This window comes from Brachybacterium avium (assembly GCF_002216795.1).
In the GTDB taxonomy this organism is placed as follows: Bacteria; Actinomycetota; Actinomycetes; order Actinomycetales; family Dermabacteraceae; genus Brachybacterium; species Brachybacterium avium.
Genome location: NZ_CP022316.1, coordinates 950294 through 970803, shown reverse-complemented (window position 1 = coordinate 970803; position 20510 = coordinate 950294). Strand labels below are relative to the sequence as shown.

General features: G+C 69.5%; 16 protein-coding genes, 1 tRNA gene, 1 pseudogene and 1 riboswitch. Of the genes and pseudogenes, 15 read left to right on the top strand and 3 right to left on the bottom strand.

The window, feature by feature from the left end; genetic code table 11:
- The first annotated feature begins 53 nt into the window (after positions 1–53).
- The 3 genes from purN (at position 54) to ppk2 (ending at position 3482) form a co-directional block, all read left to right on the top strand.
- Entirely contained in the window at positions 54–626 is a 573-nt protein-coding gene (purN, locus tag CFK39_RS04445) for a phosphoribosylglycinamide formyltransferase (protein WP_157697057.1), read from the top strand.
- Positions 627–656: 30 nt separating this feature from the next.
- Positions 657–734: riboswitch (ZMP/ZTP riboswitch) on the top strand.
- A gap of 29 nt (positions 735–763) precedes the next feature.
- Positions 764–2422 carry a bifunctional phosphoribosylaminoimidazolecarboxamide formyltransferase/IMP cyclohydrolase gene (gene purH, locus CFK39_RS04440; RefSeq protein WP_089064445.1) on the top strand — a complete coding sequence of 553 codons (1659 nt, stop codon included), beginning with the start codon at positions 764–766 and terminating at the stop codon, positions 2420–2422.
- A gap of 154 nt (positions 2423–2576) precedes the next feature.
- Complete coding sequence (gene ppk2 / locus CFK39_RS04435; protein ID WP_089064444.1) at positions 2577–3482, top strand: polyphosphate kinase 2; 906 nt, start codon at positions 2577–2579, stop codon at positions 3480–3482.
- Between the two features lie 118 nt (positions 3483–3600).
- On the opposite strand, the gene CFK39_RS04430 is transcribed toward ppk2, so the two are convergent.
- Positions 3601–5115, bottom strand: coding sequence for an aspartate ammonia-lyase (locus tag CFK39_RS04430; RefSeq protein WP_089064443.1), 1515 nt, complete (start codon positions 5113–5115; stop codon positions 3601–3603).
- A gap of 109 nt (positions 5116–5224) precedes the next feature.
- On the opposite strand from CFK39_RS04430, the gene CFK39_RS04425 reads away from it, so the two are divergent.
- The 4 genes from CFK39_RS04425 (at position 5225) to galK (ending at position 9541) form a co-directional block, all read left to right on the top strand.
- A complete protein-coding gene (locus tag CFK39_RS04425; RefSeq protein WP_245822910.1) occupies positions 5225–5515 on the top strand; it encodes a DUF3017 domain-containing protein in 291 nt (96 codons plus the stop codon).
- A gap of 80 nt (positions 5516–5595) precedes the next feature.
- The gene (locus CFK39_RS04420; RefSeq protein WP_089064441.1) at positions 5596–7086 is read left to right on the top strand and encodes a threonine/serine exporter family protein; all 1491 of its coding nucleotides are present in this window, start codon (positions 5596–5598) and stop codon (positions 7084–7086) included.
- Between the two features lie 2 nt (positions 7087–7088).
- Positions 7089–8183, top strand: a complete 1095-nt coding sequence (locus CFK39_RS04415; RefSeq protein WP_089064440.1) for a lactonase family protein — start codon at positions 7089–7091, stop codon at positions 8181–8183.
- A gap of 110 nt (positions 8184–8293) precedes the next feature.
- Entirely contained in the window at positions 8294–9541 is a 1248-nt protein-coding gene (gene galK / locus CFK39_RS04410) for a galactokinase (protein ID WP_089064439.1), read from the top strand.
- Here the strand turns inward: galK and CFK39_RS04405 are convergent.
- Entirely contained in the window at positions 9529–10605 is a 1077-nt protein-coding gene (locus CFK39_RS04405; RefSeq protein WP_089064438.1) for an adenosine deaminase, read from the bottom strand. The two genes, galK and CFK39_RS04405, sit on opposite strands and share 13 nt — an antisense overlap.
- Before the next feature lie 10 nt (positions 10606–10615).
- Complete coding sequence (locus tag CFK39_RS04400; RefSeq protein WP_089066284.1) at positions 10616–11860, bottom strand: pyridoxal phosphate-dependent aminotransferase; 1245 nt, start codon at positions 11858–11860, stop codon at positions 10616–10618.
- A gap of 287 nt (positions 11861–12147) precedes the next feature.
- On the opposite strand from CFK39_RS04400, the gene CFK39_RS04395 reads away from it, so the two are divergent.
- The 8 genes and pseudogenes from CFK39_RS04395 (at position 12148) to rpoB (ending at position 20475) form a co-directional block, all read left to right on the top strand.
- Positions 12148–12220, top strand: a tRNA-Trp gene (locus CFK39_RS04395).
- A 62-nt stretch (positions 12221–12282) separates the two neighbouring features.
- Complete coding sequence (gene secE, locus CFK39_RS04390) at positions 12283–12549, top strand: preprotein translocase subunit SecE (RefSeq protein WP_089064437.1); 267 nt, start codon at positions 12283–12285, stop codon at positions 12547–12549.
- 76 nt (positions 12550–12625) lie between these two features.
- Positions 12626–13518 (top strand): annotated as a pseudogene (gene nusG / locus CFK39_RS04385) (transcription termination/antitermination protein NusG).
- A gap of 180 nt (positions 13519–13698) precedes the next feature.
- Positions 13699–14130, top strand: coding sequence for a 50S ribosomal protein L11 (rplK, locus tag CFK39_RS04380; RefSeq protein ID WP_089064436.1), 432 nt, complete (start codon positions 13699–13701; stop codon positions 14128–14130).
- 4 nt (positions 14131–14134) lie between these two features.
- Complete coding sequence (gene rplA, locus CFK39_RS04375) at positions 14135–14854, top strand: 50S ribosomal protein L1 (RefSeq protein ID WP_089064435.1); 720 nt, start codon at positions 14135–14137, stop codon at positions 14852–14854.
- 566 nt (positions 14855–15420) lie between these two features.
- On the top strand, positions 15421–15939 hold the full coding sequence (gene rplJ / locus CFK39_RS04370; RefSeq protein ID WP_089064434.1) for a 50S ribosomal protein L10: 519 nt from the start codon (positions 15421–15423) through the stop codon (positions 15937–15939).
- A 146-nt stretch (positions 15940–16085) separates the two neighbouring features.
- Positions 16086–16475 (top strand): 50S ribosomal protein L7/L12, encoded by a 390-nt coding sequence (rplL, locus tag CFK39_RS04365; protein ID WP_089064433.1) that lies wholly within the window; start codon positions 16086–16088, stop codon positions 16473–16475.
- 511 nt (positions 16476–16986) lie between these two features.
- Positions 16987–20475, top strand: a complete 3489-nt coding sequence (gene rpoB, locus CFK39_RS04360) for a DNA-directed RNA polymerase subunit beta (protein WP_089064432.1) — start codon at positions 16987–16989, stop codon at positions 20473–20475.
- Positions 20476–20510: the final 35 nt, after the last annotated feature.

The following is a 20510-nucleotide window of genomic DNA, read 5'->3' as shown; positions in this document are numbered from 1 at the left end:
GCGTGGGCGGACATCGGCTCATCGCCCGGACCGGCTCCGACTACGCTGGGACGGTGACCCGTCTCCCTGTCGTCGTCCTCATCTCCGGCACCGGCTCGAACCTCGCGGCCCTGCTGACCGCGGCGCGCGCCGCGGACTGCCCCTTTACGGTGGTGGCCGTGATCGCCGACCGCGACGCCGCCGGCCTCGAGCACGCCCGTGCCGCCGGCATCCCCACACAGATCGTGCGCCTGGCCGAGCACCCCGACCGGTCCCGGTGGGACACCGCGCTCGCCGACGCGGTCGCGGCCCATCACCCGCAGCTGGTGGTGCTGGCCGGCTTCATGAAGCTCATCGGCCCTGCCCTGCTGGAAGCCTTCGGCGGCCGCATCGTCAACACCCATCCGGCCCTGCTGCCCTCCTTCCCCGGCGCGCATGGGGTCCGCGATGCCCTCGCCCACGGGGTGAAGGTCACCGGCTGCAGCATCATCGAGGTCGATGCCGGCGTGGACACGGGCAGGATCCTCGCCCAGGCCGCGGTCGAGGTCCGTGACGAGGACACCGAGGCGACCCTCCACGAGCGGATCAAGGCCGTAGAGCAGCCGCTGCTGGTGGACGTGGTGCGGCGTCTCACCGCTCGCCCCTGAGGACGAGTGCGCTGCGGGGTCCCGGATATGGTGGACCCACACGACTGGCGAAGGTGGGGGACCACCGGGGAGTGACCATCGTGGGTATCGACCGCCTGGGTGCCCACCGCAAGCAGATCCGAACAGGAGCACCCCACGTGAGCACCGCAGAGCGCCGTCCCCTGACCCGAGCCCTCCTCTCCGTCTTCGACAAGACCGGCATCGTCGACCTGGCCCGCACCCTCGCCGACAGCGGCGCGGAGATCGTCTCGACCGGGTCCACCGGTGCGACCCTCCGAGAGGCCGGGATCGCCGTGACCGATGTCGAGACCGTCACCGGCTTCCCCGAGATGCTCGACGGCCGGGTCAAGACCCTCCACCCGCGCATCCACGGCGGGATCCTCGCCGATCAGCGCCTGGCCGCACACCAGGAGCAGCTCAAGGCCCACCAGATCGCCCCCTTCGACCTGGTCGTGGTGAACCTCTACCCCTTCAGCGAGACCGTCGCCGCCGGCGGCAGCTTCGCGGAGATCATCGAGAAGATCGACGTCGGCGGTCCCACCATGGTCCGTGCGGCCGCGAAGAACTTCGCCTCCCTCGCGGTGGTCGTGGACCCCGAGGGGTATCCGCTCGCGGCCGAGGCCGCCGCCGCCGGCGGCTTCACCCTCGCCGAGCGTCAGCAGCTGGCGACCATCGCCTTCACCCGCACCGCCGAGTACGACGACGCGATCAGCGACTGGATGCTCGAGCAGCTCGACGGCCCGGCTGAGACCGATGAGCCCCAGGACGCCGAGCTCGAGGACGATGCGGACCTCAGCATCCTCGACCTCTCCGACGCCGATGCCGCCGAGCTCGGCATCACCGCGACCCTCCGCTACGGCGAGAACCCGCACCAGCGGGCCCGCCTGGCCGTGACCGACGAGAGCGCCCCCGGACTCGCCGGCGCCGAGCAGCTCAGCGGCAAGGAGATGAGCTACAACAACTACGTCGATGCCGACGCCGCCGTGCGCGCCGCCCACGACCACCGCCTGCCGGCGGTCGCCGTGGTCAAGCACAACAACCCCTGCGGCATCGCCGTGGCCGGCGAGGACGAGGACATCGCCCTCGCCCACCACCGCGCCCACGGCACCGATCCGGTCTCCGCCTACGGCGGCGTGATCGCCGCCAACCGGACCGTCACCCTCGCCCTGGCCCAGCAGGTCAAGCCTGTGTTCACCGAGGTCATCCTGGCCCCCGACTACGAGGACGAGGCGCTCGCGCTGCTGCGCACCAAGAAGAACCTGCGAATCCTGCGCCTGCCCGGGCAGTACTCCCGCGGCGTGGAGATGCGCGAGATCTGGGGCGGGATGCTGATCCAGGACTCCGACACCGTCGCCGCCGACGGGGATGATCCGGCGCAGTGGACCCTCGCCGCGGGCGAGGCGGCCGATGACGCCACCCTCGCGGACCTCGCTTTCGCCTGGCGCTCGGTACGCGCGGTGAAGTCCAACGCGATCCTGCTGGCGAAGGACTCCGCCGCCGTCGGCATCGGCATGGGCCAGGTCAACCGCCTGGACTCGTGCCGGCTGGCCGTCACCCGGGCCAACACCCTGGGCGCGCACGCCGAGGGTGAGCAGGCACCGGAGCGGTGCCGCGGCGCAGTCGCGGCCTCGGATGCCTTCTTCCCCTTCGCCGACGGCGCGCAGATCCTCATCGACGCCGGCGTGCGCGCGATCGTGCAGCCCGGCGGCTCGATCCGTGACGAGGAGGTCCTGGAGGCCTGCCGCGCCGCGGGCGTGACGATGTACCTCACCGGGACGCGCCACTTCGCGCACTGAGGGCCGCGCTCCCGACCCGTCGGTCGGTGCGCCCTGACCCCGCCGCCGGCAGGGCGGGGCGCACCGACCCGCGACATCGCGGGCCTCTCGTCCGCCGTCCCGGCAGCCACGACCTCTAGAGTTGGTCCATACCCCCGCGTGCGAAGGAGCGACCGTGAAGATCCCTGACAACCAGAGCCTGCGCGAATACATCGAGCATCTGCGCGAAGAGGGGTACTCGGTCCAGGATGGTCATACCCCGGACCCGGACCTCATCGACCCGCAGGGCAATCCGGTCTACACCTGGCAGCAGGGATATCCGTACGCCACCCGCATGGAGCGGGACGAGTACGAGCGCGAGAAATACAAGCTGCAGGTGGAGCTGCTGAAGTACCAGTACTGGCTCGAGGACAACGATCAGAAGTCGATCATCATCTTCGAGGGGCGGGACGCGGCCGGCAAGGGCGGCACCATCAAGCGCTTCACCGAGCATCTGAACCCGCGCACCGCCCGGGTGGTCGCACTGAACAAGCCCAGCGACCGGGAGCGCGGGCAGTGGTACTTCCAGCGCTACGTCCAGCATCTGCCCACCGACGGGGAGATGGTGCTGTTCGACCGCTCCTGGTACAACCGGGCCGGCGTCGAGCGGGTGATGGGCTTCGCGACCCCCGAGGAGTACGAGACCTTCATGAACCAGGTGCCCTACTTCGAGCGCATGCTCGTGGACTCCGGCATCTTCGTGACGAAGTTCTGGTTCTCCGTCTCCCAGAAGGAGCAGCGCACCCGCTTCGCGATCCGTCAGCTGGATCCGGTGCGCCGCTGGAAGCTGTCCCCGATGGATCTGGAGTCCCTGGATCGCTGGGAGTCGTATACCCAGGCCAAGGAGGAGATGTTCCGCCGCACGGACAAGAAGTACGCGCCGTGGACGATCATCCGCTCCAACGACAAGAAGCGCGCCCGGCTGAACGCCATGCGCTACTTCCTCTCCCAGTTCGAGTACGACGACAAGGACCACGAGGTGGTCGGGGTGCCGGACCCCAAGCTGGTGATGCGCGGGAAGATGGAGGAGGCCGACGAGTGAGCTGAGGCTCTCTCCGGCCCGGCGCGGCCCCGCTGCTCCGGCCGTCACCGGCTCCGCACGATGCGGCGCACCGTCCGGGACGGTGCGCCGCATCGTGCTGGTCGCTCGGAGGCTCCGGTCAGGACGCCTGGTCCGGGTCCACGGGCAGTCGCGTGATCTCCCCGGAGTCCAGCTGCTCCTCGGACAGGGCGGGCATGGTGCCGGTCGGGGTGGGGCGGTGCGGGGCAGTCATCGAGGCGGGGGACAGCAGCGACTGCAGCCGCGCCTCGTCCAGCAGCCCGCGCTCCAGCACCAGGTCGGCGACCGGGCGACCGGTCTCCAGTGCGGTGGCCGCGACGTCCGTCGCCGGGCCGTAGCCGATCACCGGCACCAGAGCGGTGACCACACCGATCGAGCGGCGCAGATTGTCCTCGAGGACGTCCTCGTTGACCGTGATCCCGGCGATGCAGCGATCGGCCAGGGTGTTCATCGCCCGGGTCATGATGCGGGTGGACTCGAGGATGTTGAAGCCGATCACCGGCTCGAAGGCGTTCAGCTGCAGCTGCCCGCCCTCGGCGGCGAAGGCCACGGTGAGATCGTTGCCGATCACCTCGAAGGCGACCTGGTTGACGACCTCCGGGATCACCGGATTGACCTTGCCCGGCATGATCGAGCTGCCCGGCTGCACCGAGGGGAGGTTGAGCTCGTGGAACCCGGCGCGCGGGCCCGAGGACAGCAGCCGCAGATCGTTGCAGATCTTCGAGATCTTCACCGCGATGCGGCGCAGGATCCCGGAGAAGGTCACGAAGGCGCCGGTGTCGCTGGTGGCCTCGACCAGGTCGACGGAGACCACGAAGTCGATCCCGGTCAGCTCGGAGAGTTCCCTGATGGCGAGCTGCGCGTAGCACGGATCGGTGGTGATGCCGGTGCCGATCGCGGTCGCTCCGAGGTTGATCTCCTGGAAGGCGGAGGCGGTGCGGGTGAGGCGCTCGACGTCCTCCTCGATCGTGGTCGCCCAGGCGTTGAACTCCTGGCCCACGGTCATCGGGACCGCGTCCTGCATCTGGGTGCGCCCCATCTTCAGCACCTCGGAGTACTGCTCGCCCTTGGCCCGCAGGGTGGTGATCAGGTGGTCCATCGACTCCACCAGGGCCGGGAAGGTCAGCAGGATCCCCAGTCGCAGCGCCGTGGGGTACACGTCGTTCGTGGACTGGGACAGGTTGACGTGGTTGTTGGGGTGGAGGTGCTGGTACTCACCCTTGCTTCGGCCGATGATCTCCAGCGCACGGTTGGCGATCACCTCGTTGGCGTTCATATTGGTGCTGGTCCCGGCACCGCCCTGGATCACGTCCACCACGAAGTTCTCGTGGAGGTCCCCGGCAGCGATCTCCTCGCAGGCCTGCTCGATGGCGGCGGCACGCTCGTCGTCGAGCGCGCCCAGCTGATGATTGGCGCGAGCCGTGGCCCGCTTGACCTGAGCAAGAGCCTCGATCAATCGGGGGAAGTGGCTCACGGGGACGTCGGTGATGTGGAAGTTCTCCTGCGCTCGCAGGGTCTGCACTCCGTAATAGGCATCGGCGGGGACCTCGCGGTCACCGAGCAGATCATGCTCGGTGCGGGTGGCGATGTCGGGCGTCGAACCGGGGCTGGTCATGTGAAGGAGTCCTCCAGGTCGCTCTGTGGCCGACGGCGCTGCCGACCATGGCCAGCGTAACCGGGATCCTGCGGGAACAGGCCCGTGCCGGGCCCGTACGATGAGGAACGTGCCGCAGCGACATTCCCCCTTCTCCTTCGCCGCCGCCGTTCGGCGGCAGGCCGTGCTGACCGCCGCCCTCTGCGCGCTCGGCGGGGTCGTCGTGCTCGGCGCGGTGTTCTCCGCCGCGGCGGCCGGGCTGCTGCTGGCCGTGCTGCTCGGCGTCCTGGGCATCCTGCGGGCCGTGCTGCCCGTCCGGGCGGTCGGCGCCCTCGCGGTCCGCTCCCGGGGCCTGGACGTCGCGGTGCTGCTGGTACTGGCGATCTCCCTCGCTGTGCTGTCCTCCTCTCCGAACCTCTGAATCCGCGCCCGCGCGGGCTGTGAGCATCCCGGTGGCGCGCTGAGTGCTCCCGGCCCCGGTCGGTGTGGCACGATCGATCCGTGCCCACCGATTCCGCCCGGCTCCATGCCGTGTTCGACCTCGCCATGAGGATCGGCGAGGGACTGCTCACCAACGGTGCCGCCGCCTCCGAGGTCACCGCCACCGTGCTGCGGGTGACCAGCTCCTCCGGCCTCCGCAACGTCTCCGCCCAGGTGACCTTCAACGAGGTGACGATCTCCTATCTCGCGGACGAGTCCGCGCCCCCCTTCACCAGGGTGCGCTCCGCGGGTGACCGGGTGCAGGATTTCGCCCGACTCGCGGCCTTCGAGGACGTCTCGCACGGGTACATCTCGGGCGAGCTGCCGCTGGACGAGGCCCGGCGGCAGGCCGCCGCGATCCCACAGCGCCAGCCCCTGTACCGGATCCCCCTGGCGATCTTCGGCTTCGCGGTGATGGGTGGCGCGGCCGCGCTCAGCTTCGGCGCCGGAAGCCTGGTGGTGATCGCCGCAACGCTCGCCGCCGGGCTGCTGATCGCCGCCGCTGAGCTGCTGGCCCGATGGAACATCCCGCCCTTCTACGGACAGGCGCTCAGCGGCTTCGTCGCGGTGGGCGCAGCCTCGGCCGTCGCTCTCATCGACCACAGCGTCAGCCCCTCGATCGTCGTGGTCTCCTGCATCATCGTGCAGCTGGCGGGTCTCTCCTCGATCAGCGCGGTGCAGGATGCCGTCACCGGGTGGTACGTCACCGCGGCCGGCCGCATGCTCGAGACGCTGATGCTCACCGTCGGCCTCGTGGCCGGTGTGCGCGGTGGACTGCTGCTGGCCGACGTGGTCGGGGCCGACGTCTCCGTCAGTGCTGCGATGCCGCTGACCCTGACCACGTCGGTGGTGGTCGTCGTCTCGGGGATGGGCATGGGGCTGGGATACGGCGTCGGCACCCAGGTCCCCGCTCGGCTGCTGCTGGCGGGTGCGCTGGTGGCGTCCGGCTCCGGCATCGTCGCCCATCTCCTCAGCGGCGCCCTGCTGGATCGCACGGTGGCCGTCGCGATCGCCGCCTTCGGCACCGGGATGGTGGCGACCGTCCTCGGTGACCGGCTGCGGGCACCTGCCCTCGCCTTCGTCATGGCCGGGGTGATCCCCCTGGTCCCCGGCAGCCGCATCTATCGCGGGCTGCTGGGCCTCGGGGACGATCTCAACACCGGTATCGCGGAGCTGCTGGGAGCTGCCGAGGTCGCCGTCTCGATCGCTGCCGGGGTGGTGCTGGGGCAGCTGCTGGCCTCTCGCCTGATGCCCTACTTCCGCCGCAGCGGAATCGCGTACACCCCGGCGATCTCCTCCCCGTTCACCACGCTGCGGAGACGGCGGGTCTCGCTCGGAGCGAGGAGGATCCGGCGCCGTCGCGGCACAGCGGTGATCGAGCCGTCTACGATGACTGGTGAGATGACAGCGCTGTCCTCCACGATGTTCGACGATCCCTCGTTCCTCGAGGATCTCGAGCCGCCCTCGGACCTCGAGGACGGCACCGGGCAGCGCCCCGACCGCGAGGAGTGACCATGACCCCCACCGCACTGATCGCCGCCGCCGGGTACTCCCGCAGCGGCACCGGCCGCGGACCCGGCATCGAGCTGCTGGGACTGAGCATCGACGAGGCCACCGGCGCCCCGGCCGTGGAGCGGCTGGCGGTGGTCGAGCTGCCCGATCCCTCCTTCGTGCTCTGGAGCCAGGACGGCACGCTGCTGCATGCGGTGCTCGAGGGGGATCCCACCCGGGTGGTCGCCGTGCGGGTGTCTGCCGACGGCCGGGAAGCCGAGGTCATCGGGGACCTGGCCGTCGACGGCGCCGGGGGCTGTCATCTCAGCCGCGGCACCGATCCCTCCACCCTGATCATCGCGCAGTACGGGACCGGGACGGTGGTCACGGTGCGGCTCGACGACGCCGGGATCCCGATCGAGCAGATCGATCTGGATGATCACCGTGGCCTCCGTGACAGCGGGGACAACAGCGTCGAGAGCGATCTCGGCAGCCCGCATCCGCACCAGGTGGTCGCCCTGCCGGGCACCCAGCTGCTCGCCGTCCCGGATCTCGGACTGGACCGGGTGCTGATGTACCGCCAGGACGGGACCGGGATGATCGACCTCGCCGGGGAGATCCCGCTCCACCGCGGCAGCGGCCCCCGCCATCTCGCGGCCGACCACGAATCCGAGCAGCTCCATATCGCCTGCGAGCTCTCGGGCATGGTCGCCACGGCGGTGCGCAGCGAGAAGGCCCCGCAGCGCAGGCCCGCTCCCGGGACGGACGGGCCGACGCACCAGTGGAGCGTGCGGTCCAGGATCCCCGCCAGCGGGCGGGACGGCGCCAACGCGCCCTCCCACATCGAGCTGACCGGTGACGAATCCGCGCTGCTGGTCGCCAACCGCGGGCCCGACACCCTCTCGCTCGTCTCCCTGGACCCGATGCGTCCGCTGCTGGTGTCCGAGGTCGAGGTGGGGGCGCACCCGCGGCACTTCACCCAGCTGGGCGACCTGGTGCTGGTCGCCGCGCAGGAGGGGGACCGCATCGACGTGCTGCGGCGCAGCGGGGACGAGCTGGTCAGGGCCGCCGAGCCGATCGTCGCGCCGTCCGTGGCCTGCCTCGCGATCCGTCCCTGAGAAGCGGCTCTGCGCTCTTGTCGCGATGACGGTTAGACTTTCGGACGCCGAGCCGGGCGGTCAATGCCTTCCGTCGCGTCCCGGCCTCTGACCGCTCCGGAAGGATCTTCATGACCAGCGCAGGCTCCCTCAACGCTCCCGCACCCACCGACCAGGGCACGGCGGAGCTGTCCGCCGCCCCTGAGCGCTCGGCGGCGGCGGGCCGTGCCGCGCAGCTGTTCGAGGAGTCGTTCGGGTACGCGCCCGACGGGGTCTGGTCCGCGCCCGGACGGGTGAACATCATCGGGGAGCACGTCGACTACCAGGACGGGCTGTGCCTGCCGATGGCGATCTCCCACCGCTGCTTCGCGGCGGCGGCACGCACCCCCACCAATCGTCTGCGCCTGCGCTCTGCGCAGGACGAGACGGTGCTGGACATCGATGCCCGCGAGCTGAGCGCGGAGGCCGTGACCGGTTGGCCCGCCTATGTGGCCGGTGTGCTGTGGGCGCTGCGCTCGCGGATCTCCGGTGCCTCCACCCGCGGCATGGACATCATGATCGACGGCCAGGTGCCGCTGGGCGCCGGGCTCTCCAGCTCCGCCGCGCTCGAGTGCGCCGCCGCTGAGGCGATCGAGGACCTGCTGACGCTCGGCACCGGGCCGCTGGACCGGGTGCGGGCGGCCATCACCGCCGAGACCGACTTCGCGGGCGCCTCCACGGGCGGGCTGGACCAGTCGGCCTCGGTGCTCTCCCGGGAGGGGCATGCGCTCTTCCTGGACTGCCGGGACTTCTCCACCCGCCCGGTGCCGTGGGACCTCGCCTCCCAGGACCTCGCACTGCTGATCACGGACACCCGCGCAGAGCACTCGCATGTGGACGGCGAGTACACCGCGCGCCGCGCTGACAGCGAACGCGCCGCCCAGGCCCTGGGAGTGCCGACGCTGCGGGACGTCGACCCCGGCGAGCTGGAGCAGCTGCTGGCCTGCATCGACGACGAGGTGGTGCGCCGTCGCGCCCGCCACGTGATCACCGAGATCCAGCGGGTGCGGGAGTTCGACGCCCTGCTGGCCGCAGGCCCCGTGCGCGAGCACGTCGAGGAGCTCGGTGCCCTGCTGAACGCCTCGCACCACTCCCTGCGCGAGGACTACGAGGTGACCGTCCCCCAGCTCGACCTCGCCGTCGACAGCGCGCGGGAGGCCGGCGCGCACGGCGCCCGGATGACCGGCGGCGGCTTCGGCGGCTCGACCATCGCCCTGGTCGAGGCGACTCAGGCGCAGGCCGTGGCCGCGGAGATCGCTGCGGCCTTCGCCGCCCAGGGCTTCGAGACCCCGGTGTTCTTCCTCGCCCTGCCGTCGGAAGGGGCGGGTCAGGACCGCTGAGGCCGCGGCGGCGGGGCGGGCGCCCCGCCGCCGACCGGGGGAGGGGCGGCGAGCCAGGCCCGCACCCCGTCCAGCAGACGCCGCGCCACCGCGTCGGTTGCCGCCGAGACTCTGATCGAGGAGGCGGCCAGCGCTGCCAGCTCCGCATCGTCGAGGCCGATCGACCGCGCGGTCTCGTACTGCTCCAGCAGGCGAGCACCGAAGAGCAGCGGGTCATCGGCGCCCAGGGCGATCTGCGCCCCGGCCTCCAGCAGGCGCCGCAGAGGCACGTCGGCCGCCTGCTCGACCACTCCCAGCGAAGCGTTGGAGGTCGGGCACACCTCGAGCCCGATCCCGGCCTCGACCACCCGGTCCAGCAGCGCAGGATCCTCCGCCGCCCGCACGCCGTGCCCCAGACGGTGCGGTCCCAGATGCTCCACCACGTCCCGCACATGCGCGGGACCCAGCAGCTCCCCGCCGTGCGGCACCGACAGCAGCCCGGCCTCACGCGCGATCCGGAACGCCGGCGCGAACTCGGCCGTGGTGCCGCGCCGCTCGTCGTTCGAGAGCCCGAAGCCGACCACCGGCCCCGCGTACCGGGCCGCCAGCCGGGCGAGCGTGCGGGCATCCAGCGGGTGGCGGGTGCGGGAGGCGGCGATCACGATGCCGATGCTCACCCCGGTCTCCCGCTCCGAACGAGCGGCCTGGTCCAGCACGATCTCGATCGCCGGGGTCAGCCCGCCCACGAACGGGGCGTAGCTGGTGGGGTCCACCTGCAGCTCGAGTCGCCCCGAGCCCTCGGCCGCATCATCCTCGGCGGCCTCATGGAGGATCCTGCGCATCGTCTGCTCGGTATCGACGACGGCGCGCGCCGCATCGTACTGCCGCTGGAAGCGGAACCAGCCCCGACGGGTCGGCTCGACCTGCAGCGCGACCTCGTCGGTGAGGGAGCGGGGCAGCCGGATCCCGCGCGCCGCCGCCAGCTCCCACAACGTGGTGGGCCGCATCGACCCGGTGAAGTGCAGGTGCAGATGCGCTTTGGGCAGGGTGGCCAGATCGCGGCGGGCGCCGTCAGCCGCACTCATGCGCGGTGCATCACTCGGACAGCAGCGCGATCACCCGGTCGATGCCCTCGGTGATGTCCTCATCCGCCAGCGCGTAGGAGAAGCGCAGGTGGCCGGGGGCACCGAAGGCCTCGCCGGGCACCGCGGCGACCTCGGCCTCCTCGAGGATCACGGTCGCCAGATCGGTGGAGGTGGTGATCTCCCGGCCGCGGAGCGTCCGGCCCAGCACCTGGGAGACATCCGGGAACGCGTAGAACGCACCGGTGGGGGTGGGCACGGTGAAGCCCGGCACCTGGGAGAGCTTCTCGACGATCAGGCGACGCCGACGGTCGAAGGCGACCCGCATCTCCTCGACGGGCTCGTCGGGACCAGTCAGCGCGGCCAGTGCCGCCCGCTGCGCGATGTTGTTGACATGGGAGGTGAGGTGGGACTGCAGATTGGTCGCCGCCTTGATCACGTCGACGGGGCCGACCATCCAACCCACCCGCCACCCGGTCATCGCGAAGGACTTCGCGACCCCGCCCAGCAGCACCGTGGTCTCCGCCAGCTCCGGCACCGCCTTCAGCACCGAGGTGAACGGCATCCCCTCGTACGTCAGCGACTTGTAGATCTCGTCGGTGACGACCCAGATGCCGTGCTCGAGCGCCCAGCGGCCGATCTCGGTGACCTGCTCGGGCGTGAGCACCACGCCGGTGGGGTTCGAGGGGGAGCACAGCAGCAGGACACGGGTGCGCTCGGTGCGGGCCGCCTCGAGCTGCTCCACGGTGGGGACGTAGTTCTGTTCGACGCCGGCGAGGACCGGCACCTCGGTGGCGCCGGTCTGCCGGATCGCCTCGGGATAGGTGGTCCAGTACGGCGCGGGGAGGATGACCTCGTCGCCCGGGTCCAGGAGCGTCGCGAAGGTCTGGAAGACGGCCTGCTTGCCGCCGTTGGTCACGAGCACCTGTGCGGGGTCGATCTCCAGGCCGGTCGTACCGGAGAAGGACTCCGCCAGCGCCTGCTTCAGCTCGGGCAGCCCGCCGGTGGCCGAGTAGCGATGGTTGCGCGGATCCTGCGCCGCCTCGATCGCCGCCTCGACGATATGCGCCGGGGTCGGGAAATCCGGTTCACCGGCACCGAAGCCGATCACCGGCCGACCGGCGGCCTTGAGGGCCTTGGCCGTGGCGTCGACCGCGAGGGTCGCGGAGGGCTGGATCGCTCCCACGCGCTGCGAGACGCGAGCATGCGGGATCGAGTGCTGAGGGGTCGCGGAGGTGATGGCATCGTCGGTGGTCACCTCACCATCGTGGCAGAGCGTGCCGCCCTCCGCCAGGCCGACGCGCTGGTGGCGGCCCCCGGGGTGGGTCGGCACTGCCGTGGCCCTGCGCGGTCGAGGACGCTCCGCGGAGCTCGACGGACGGCGTGACGGGGTGCGGAAGGGAGTGGTCTGCGTCTCGTGATCATGTGATCTGACGCCGGTCGATTCGCACGAGGTCCCTGCGGCTTGTATGCTGATCGCTGGTCAGAACCGTGGGCTCTTGCGAGAGGGTGCGGAGATGGCCTCATGAGGTCTGGTCCTCATGAAGGGCAGTGGCGCAATTGGTAGCGCAGCGGTCTCCAAAACCGCAGGTTGCAGGTTCGAGCCCTGTCTGCCCTGCCGGTCCGGCCGGGGTCACCCGGTCGGATGCGGATGACCTCGACGAGATCGGACAGCCCAGAGTGAACTCCAGCCAGAACGCCCCGTCGACACCGAGCGGTGCCGACGCCCAGGGCCCCGGGTCGAAGAACCCGTTCCTGGCGATCGGTCTGTTCCTCCGCCAGATCATCGCGGAGCTGAGGAAGGTCGTCGTCCCCACGCGTCGGGAGCTCGTCCTGTACTCCATCACGGTCCTGATCTTCGTGTTTCTTATGATCCTGCTGATCTTCGGCCTCGATTCCGTGTTCAGCTGGCTGTCCAGGATCGCCTTCACGGTCCCCGATCTGTGAGCCGCGGTCCGTCCCGCACCGCACGCCGCACCGTGACCGATCAGTTCCACGCCGCCAGGAAGGCAGGTTCCCGCCGATGAGCGATCAGACCTCTACCCCCGACGAGTCCTACGAGGACCTCGACGACTCCCTCTCGTTCTCCTCCTCTGCGGTCGACGCCGCGCCGCAGGTCGATGCCGCCCCCGCCACGGCTGACGAGGATGCCGCGCCGGCTGTGCCGGTCGAAGAGACCGAGCAGGACGCCGAGGGCGAGGGCGCTGACTCGGGCGTCGACGCCGCGGAGGCAGATGCCCCGAGGGCGAGGACGCCGAGGGCGAGGGAGCCGAGGGCGAGGGAGCCGCCTCCGAGGAGCCCGAGGAGGAGGACCCGCTGGTGCAGCTCAAGCGCCACCTGCGTGCCTCCCCCGGCGAGTGGTACGTGATCCACTCCTACTCCGGTCACGAGAACCGCGTGAAGACCCAGCTGGCCACGCGCACCGAGACCCAGGACATGGAGGAGTACATCTTCGAGGTCCAGGTCCCGATGGAGGACGCGACCGAGGTCAAGAACGGCCAGAAGAAGATCGTCCGCCGCGTCCGTGTCCCCGGCTACGTGCTGGTCCGCATGGATCTGACCACTGATTCCTGGCGGGTCGTGCGTGACACCCCCGGCGTGACCGGTTTCGTCGGCAATGCGACCGACCCGACGCCGCTGAGCTTCGACGAGATCTTCTCCATGCTCGAGCCGTCCGTCGGCCTGCCGGAGAAGAAGCGCGCCTCGGGCGCCGGAGCGGGCAAGGCCGCGGCCGCGCAGAAGGTCCCCGATTTCCAGGTCGGCGAGTCCGTCACCGTCATGGACGGCCCCTTCGAGACGATGCCGGCCACCATCTCCGAGATCCACTCGGAGGCCCAGAAGCTTCAGGTCCTGGTGTCCATCTTCGGACGTGAGACCCCGGTCGAGCTGGCGTTCGACCAGGTCGCCAAGATCTGAGCGGTGCGCGGCCGCCCGGCCGCGCGAGTACGACCAGGATCACCCCCGATACCGGTCGACGCCGCCGCGACGTGCAGGTAACGTCGCACCTCGGACCCGGCCCGCCAGCGGGAACGGGTCCTGCAGTGGGAGGAGCGCGTGATGAGCTCCGCCCGGACCACACCACAGTAAGGAAGAGCAATGGCTCCCAAGAAGAAGATCGCGAGCGTCATCAAGCTCCAGATCCAGGCCGGCCAGGCCACACCTGCGCCGCCCGTGGGTCCCGCGCTCGGCGCTGCCGGCGTGAACATGATGGAGTTCGTGAAGGCCTACAACGATCGCACCGCCGATCAGCGTGGCAACATCATCCCGGTCGAGATCACGGTCTACGAGGACCGCTCGTTCACCTTCATCACGAAGACCCCGCCGGCCGCTGAGCTCATCAAGAAGGCCGCCGGCCTCCAGAAGGGCTCCGCCGTCCCGCACACCGACAAGGTCGGCAAGATCACCCAGGCACAGGTCCGCGAGATCGCGGAGACCAAGATGCCTGATCTGAACGCGAACGACACCGAGGCCGCGGCGAAGATCGTCGAGGGCACCGCTCGTTCCATGGGCATCACGGTGGAGGGCTGAGGACATGGGTTTCCGTAGCAAGGCATACAAGAACGGTGCGGCCCTGATCGAAGAGGGTCGTGCATACTCCCCGCTGGACGCGCTGCGTCTGGCGCAGAAGTCCTCCCCGGCCAAGTTCGACGCCTCGGTCGAGGTCTCGATGCGCCTGGGCGTGGATCCCCGCAAGGCGGATCAGATGGTGCGCGGCACCGTCAACCTGCCCAACGGCACCGGCAAGACCGCTCGCGTCATCGTCTTCGCGACCGGTGCGCAGGTGGAGGCCGCTCTCGCGGCCGGCGCCGACGAGGTCGGCGACGACGAGCTGATCGAGAAGGTCGCCGGTGGCTGGACCGACTTCGACGCGGCCGTGGCCACGCCGAACCTGATGGGCAAGGTCGGCAAGCTGGGCCGTGTGCTCGGCCCCCGTGGTCTGATGCCGAACCCCAAGACCGGCACCGTCACCATGGACGTGACCAAGGCCGTGTCCGACATCAAGGGCGGCAAGATCGAGTTCCGCACCGACCGCGCAGCCAACCTGCACTACCTGGTCGGGAAGGTCTCCTTCTCCGATCAGCAGCTGGTCGAGAACTACGTCGCCGCGCTGGATGAGATCCTCCGCCTGAAGCCGTCCTCCTCCAAGGGCCGCTACATCGAGAAGATCACCGTGTCCACCACCATGGGCCCGGGCGTCCCGGTCGACGTGAACCGCACTCGCAACCTCCTCGAAGATACCGACGAGGCCTGATCGATCCGCTGCGAGGCGTGGCCATCAGGGCACCGGGCACCGAGCACGACGCCTCCTGAGCCGCCCCGTCCAGCAGTGCAGTGCACTCGGCGCCCCGACCACCACCTGGTGGTCGGGGCGCCGTCGTCATGCCCCGGGCGGAGCTCCTCCCGGCGGTGGCCGAGCCCGGCGCAACGGTCACGGAGCCCTGGCCCGGGTACCCACGTGAAAAAAGGTGCCACCGGGAGAGGACCTTCCGCGGCGCGGCAGGATCGGACCGGTTGCCTCAGATGTGACGCAGAACGCCGCCCGCGGCATGGCGGGGCCGGCCGGGTCTGGTCTAGTCTGGACCTACCGAAGACCGCCGGTTGTCACCCTCGACCTCGAGGATGGCTGAAGAGATCCCTCCGGGATGGCCTGCGCAGGTGAAGAAGCGACTTTTGCATGGTCGCGCCCATCCAGCTCCGGCTGGAGCCCTTGCGGCACGGGCGCCCATCGCGATCGAGGCCTCGACACTTGCGTGTCGAGGCTTTTTCCGTTCCTGGGACGCCTTCACCCGGTGGCGAGAGACCTCTGGAAGGAGGGCCATGGCGAACCCCGAAAAGGTCGACGCCGTCGCCGAGATCGTGGAACTGTTCCGCGATTCCGACGCCGCCGTCATCACCGAATATCGCGGGCTCAGCGTGGAGGAGCTCAAGGAGCTCCGCCGCTCGCTGGGTTCCGAGACGACCTACGCCGTGGTGAAGAACACGCTCACGGAGATCGCCGCCCGCGAGGCCGGCATCGACGTGTTCGACGGCACGCTCAACGGGCCGACCGCTATCGCCTTCATCAAGGGCGAACCGGTGGAGCCTGCTAAGGCTCTGCGTGACTTCGCCAAGACCCACGAGAACCTCGTGGTCAAGTCCGGCTACTTCGAGGGCAAGCTGCTCTCGAAGGAGGACGTCCAGAAGCTCGCGGACCTCGAGTCCCGCGAGGTCCTGCTGGCCAAGGCTGCCGGCGCCATGAAGGCGTCGATGTCCAAGGCCGCCGCAGTGTTTGCGGCGCCGCTGTCCAAGACAGCGCGCACCGTGGACGCGCTGCGGGCCAAGCAGGAAGCCGCCTGAGCCCGAGGGTTCAGGGCTTCCGCCCCCACAGCCTCAGCGCTGTCCCCGACTGCTCCCCACGGAGCGCTCGGACCGAATGACCTGGCGCGCATGCGCCGCCTGACACCGCAGGGACGCAGGTCCCACCAACAGGAAGGAACGCCACCATGGCGAAGCTCAGCAACGACGAGCTCATCGAAGCTTTCAAGGAGATGTCCCTCATCGAGCTCTCCGAGTTCGTGAAGCAGTTCGAGGACGTCTTCGACGTGACCGCCGCCGCTCCCGTGGCCGTCGCCGCTGCCGGTGGCGCCGCCGCCGGTGGCGAGGCCGAGGCCGAGGAGGAGCAGACCGAGTTCGACGTCATCCTCGAGTCCGCCGGTTCCGCGAAGATCGCCGTCATCAAGGAGGTGCGCGGCCTCACCTCCCTCGGTCTGAAGGAGGCCAAGGCGCTCGTCGACGAGGCGCCCAAGGCTGTTCTCGAGGGTGTCAAGCAGGAGGACGCCGAGGCTGCCAAGGCCAAGCTCGAGGAGGCCGGCGCGACCGCTTCCGTCAAGTGATCTCCGGCGTGCGCTCCCTCGCGCGCCTGATCTGACGGCAGTCGCACTGCTCCTGAAGGGCCGTCCCGCATCTGCGGGGCGGCTCTTCTGCATGCCCGCACATCGGAATCCGCGCAACGTGGCGCACCGACAAGATGAGCTCTGACGTGGTGCGACACTCCGGGGGAGGGGCTGCCTGCTTGACTCCTGGAGGATTTCCCTCCATCATTTTTCTCGTACGGAGCTCCTCCTGCCGCACGTGCCCGGTGTGATGTCACCGCCGGGCCGGTCGAGTCAGACAGGTGGGGGAGCGCCGGGAGAACACCCGCGCCAGGCATATAGCGGCCGACGCGGATGGACCGGTCGTGTTCGCGGCCCTTGCGTCCATCCGCGGATTTGTGTATGCTCGTTCCTTGCGCCGTGTGCCTCCCGTCGGATCTGCCGCTCTGTTCTTCACATTGCATGCTCCACCGCCCTGATGGGTCGTTCACCGCGCCTGGGATTCCGTCATCGGCCTGTGGAAGGACCCCCCTTGGCTGCCTCGAGCACCGATCGCACCACTGACATCGCACTTCGTACCGCCTCGCCTCGCGTCACCTTCGCGAAGCTCGGCGACCCCATCGAGGTCCCGGATCTGCTGAGTCTGCAGACGACCTCTTTCGACTGGCTGCTCGGCAACGAGCGCTGGCAGGAGCGTGCCGCTGAGGCCTCCGCCGCCGGTCGCGAGGACGTCCCGCAGGCCTCCGGTCTCGCGGACATCCTCGAGGAGATCTCTCCGATCGAGGACTTCGCCGGCAATATGTCGCTGTCGTTCCGCGATCACACCTTCGACGACCCGAAGTACACGGTCGACGAATGCAAGGAGAAGGACCTCACCTACGCGGCTCCGCTGTACGTCATCGCGGAGTTCATGAACAACGAGACCGGTGAGATCAAGACCCAGACGGTCTTCATGGGCGAGTTCCCGCTCATGACGGACAAGGGCACGTTCATCATCAACGGCACCGAGCGCGTCGTCGTCTCGCAGCTGGTCCGCTCCCCGGGCGTGTACTTCGAGGAGTCGATCGACAAGACCTCCGACAAGCACATCTTCTCGGCGAAGGTCATCCCTTCCCGCGGTGCGTGGCTCGAGTTCGAGGTCGACAAGCGCGACCAGGTCGGTGTGCGCATCGACCGCAAGCGCAAGCAGTCCGTCACCACCCTGCTGCAGGCGCTCGGCATGTCGCACAGCGACATCCTCGAGGAGTTCGGCGAGTTCGAGTCGATGCGCTCCACGCTCGAGAAGGACCGCATCGCCTCCCAGGACGAGGCGCTCATCGACATCTACCGCAAGCAGCGTCCGGGCGAGCCGCCCACGCGCGATGCGGGCGAGGCGATGCTGAACAACCTCTACTTCAACTCCAAGCGCTACGACCTGGCGAAGGTCGGCCGCTACAAGATCGACAAGAAGCTCGGCCTCGAGGGGAGCCTCTCCGAGTCGACCCTGCGTCTGCAGGACGTCGTCGCCGCCATCAAGTACATCGTGGCGCTGCACGACGGCGTCTCGGAGTACACCAGCACCGACGGCAAGGCCGTGCGCGTGGAGACGGACGACATCGACCACTTCGGCAACCGTCGCATCCGCGCGGTGGGCGAGCTGATCCAGAACCAGGTCCGCACCGGCCTGTCCCGCATGGAGCGCGTCGTCCGCGAGCGCATGACCACGCAGGACGTCGAGGCGATCACGCCGCTGACGCTGATCAACATCCGTCCGGTCACCGCCGCGATCAAGGAGTTCTTCGGGACCTCCCAGCTGTCGCAGTTCATGGACCAGAACAACCCGCTGTCGGGGCTGACGCACAAGCGTCGTCTCTCGGCGCTCGGGCCGGGCGGTCTCTCTCGTGACCGCGCCGGCATGGAGGTCCGTGACGTCCACCCCTCGCACTACGGCCGCATGTGCCCGATCGAGACCCCCGAGGGACCGAACATCGGTCTGATCGGCTCGCTGGCGACCTTCGCCCGCATCAACCCCTTCGGCTTCATCGAGAGTCCGTACCGCAAGGTCGTCAGCGGCCAGGTCACGGACGAGGTCGTGTACCTCACGGCCGATGACGAGGATCGTCACATCATCGCCCAGGCGAACGCGAAGATCGACGAGCAGGGACGCTTCCTCGAGGAGGAGGTGCTGGTGCGCCTTCCCGGCGGCGAGCCCGACCTGGTCGTCGTCGCCGACGTGGACTTTATGGACGTCTCCGCACGTCAGATGGTCTCCGTCGCCACCGCGATGATCCCCTTCCTCGAGCATGATGACGCCAACCGTGCGCTCATGGGCTCGAACATGCAGCGCCAGGCCGTGCCGCTGCTCCGTTCCGAGATGCCGCTGGTCGGCACCGGCATGGAGCGTCGCGCCGCGGTCGACGCGGGCGATGTGATCACCGCTGCGAAGGCCGGCGTCATCGAGGAGCTCTCCGCCGACCTCATCGTGGTGATGGCCGACGACGGCACGCGTCAGACCTACCCGATCGGGAAGTTCCAGCGCTCCAACGCCGGCAACTCCTACAATCAGCGCGTGCTCTTCGACGAGGGTGACCGCGTCGAGGCCGGATCGATCCTGGCCGATGGCCCCTCGACCGACCAGGGTGAGCTGGCCATCGGCAAGAACCTGCTGGTCGCGTTCATGTCGTGGGAGGGCCATAACTACGAGGACGGCATCATCCTGTCCTCGCGGATGGTCCAGGACGACGTCCTCACCTCGATCCACATCGAGGAGCACGAGGTCGATGCGCGCGACACCAAGCTCGGGCGCGAGGAGATCACCCGGGACATCCCGAACGTCGGCGACGACGTGCTGGCCGATCTCGACGAGCGCGGCATCATCCGCATCGGTGCCGAGGTCGAGCCGGGAGACATCCTGGTCGGCAAGGTCACCCCGAAGGGCGAGACCGAGCTGACCCCGGAGGAGCGCCTGCTGCGCGCCATCTTCGGCGAGAAGGCCCGCGAGGTGCGCGACACCTCGCTGCGCGTCCCGCACGGCGAGACCGGCACCGTCATCGGCGTGCAGGTCTTCAACGAGGACGAGGACGGGGACATCCTGCCCACGGGCGTCAACGAGATGGTCCGCGTCTACGTCGCGCAGAAGCGCAAGATCACCGACGGCGACAAGCTCGCCGGCCGTCACGGCAACAAGGGCGTCATCGCGAAGATCCTGCCGGTCGAGGACATGCCGTTCCTGGAGGACGGCACCCCGATCGACATCATCCTGAACCCGATGGGCGTGCCCGGCCGTATGAACATCGGGCAGGTCATGGAGACCCACCTCGGCTGGGTCGCCAAGGCCGGCTGGGACCTGGATCCGGCTGACCCGACGGCCGCGGACCTGCCGGAGGGCGCGCTGCATGGCGAGCCCGACACCCCGGTCGCGGTCCCCGTCTTCGACGGCCTCACCGCCGACGAGGTCACCGGTCTGATCGCCAATCACCGCCCCAACCGGGACGGCGAGCGGATGGTCAAGGAGAACGGCAAGGCGCGCATGTACGACGGCCGCTCCGGCGAGCCGTTCCCGGAGCCGGTCTCCGTGGGCTACATGTACATGCTGAAGCTCCACCACCTGGTGGACGACAAGCTGCACGCGCGCTCGACGGGCCCGTACTCGATGATCACGCAGCAGCCGCTGGGCGGTAAGGCCCAGTTCGGCGGCCAGCGCTTCGGCGAGATGGAGGTGTGGGCCCTGGAGGCCTACGGTGCCGCCTACGCCCTGCAGGAGCTGCTGACCATCAAGTCCGACGACATCGCCGGCCGCGTGAAGGTTTACGAGGCCATCGTCAAGGGAGAGAACATCCCCGAGCCCGGCATCCCGGAGTCCTTCCGTGTGCTGCTCAAGGAGATGCAGTCCCTGTGCCTGAATGTGGAGGTGCTGTCCAGCGACGGCACCGCGCAGGAGGTCCAGGAGAGCGACGAGGAGGTCTTCCGCGCCGCGGAGGAGCTCGGCATCGACCTGTCCCGCCGACCCCACGAGGGCGTCGGCTCCATCGAAGAGGTCTGACGGACGGGGGACCGGGAGGACACCCCGGCTGCAGC

What these genes read in the sequence shown, in the direction of transcription:
- rplA (WP_089064435.1), top strand. Translation starts at nt 14,135, where the DNA reads ATGGGTTTCCGTAGCAAGGCATACAAGAACGGTGCGGCCCTGATCGAA.
- CFK39_RS04415 (WP_089064440.1), top strand. Translation starts at nt 7,089, where the DNA reads ATGACCCCCACCGCACTGATCGCCGCCGCCGGGTACTCCCGCAGCGGC.
- galK (WP_089064439.1), top strand. Translation starts at nt 8,294, where the DNA reads ATGACCAGCGCAGGCTCCCTCAACGCTCCCGCACCCACCGACCAGGGC.
- CFK39_RS04405 (WP_089064438.1), bottom strand. Translation starts at nt 10,605, where the DNA reads ATGAGTGCGGCTGACGGCGCCCGCCGCGATCTGGCCACCCTGCCCAAA.
- rplL (WP_089064433.1), top strand. Translation starts at nt 16,086, where the DNA reads ATGGCGAAGCTCAGCAACGACGAGCTCATCGAAGCTTTCAAGGAGATG.
- rplK (WP_089064436.1), top strand. Translation starts at nt 13,699, where the DNA reads ATGGCTCCCAAGAAGAAGATCGCGAGCGTCATCAAGCTCCAGATCCAG.
- CFK39_RS04430 (WP_089064443.1), bottom strand. Translation starts at nt 5,115, where the DNA reads ATGACCAGCCCCGGTTCGACGCCCGACATCGCCACCCGCACCGAGCAT.
- rplJ (WP_089064434.1), top strand. Translation starts at nt 15,421, where the DNA reads ATGGCGAACCCCGAAAAGGTCGACGCCGTCGCCGAGATCGTGGAACTG.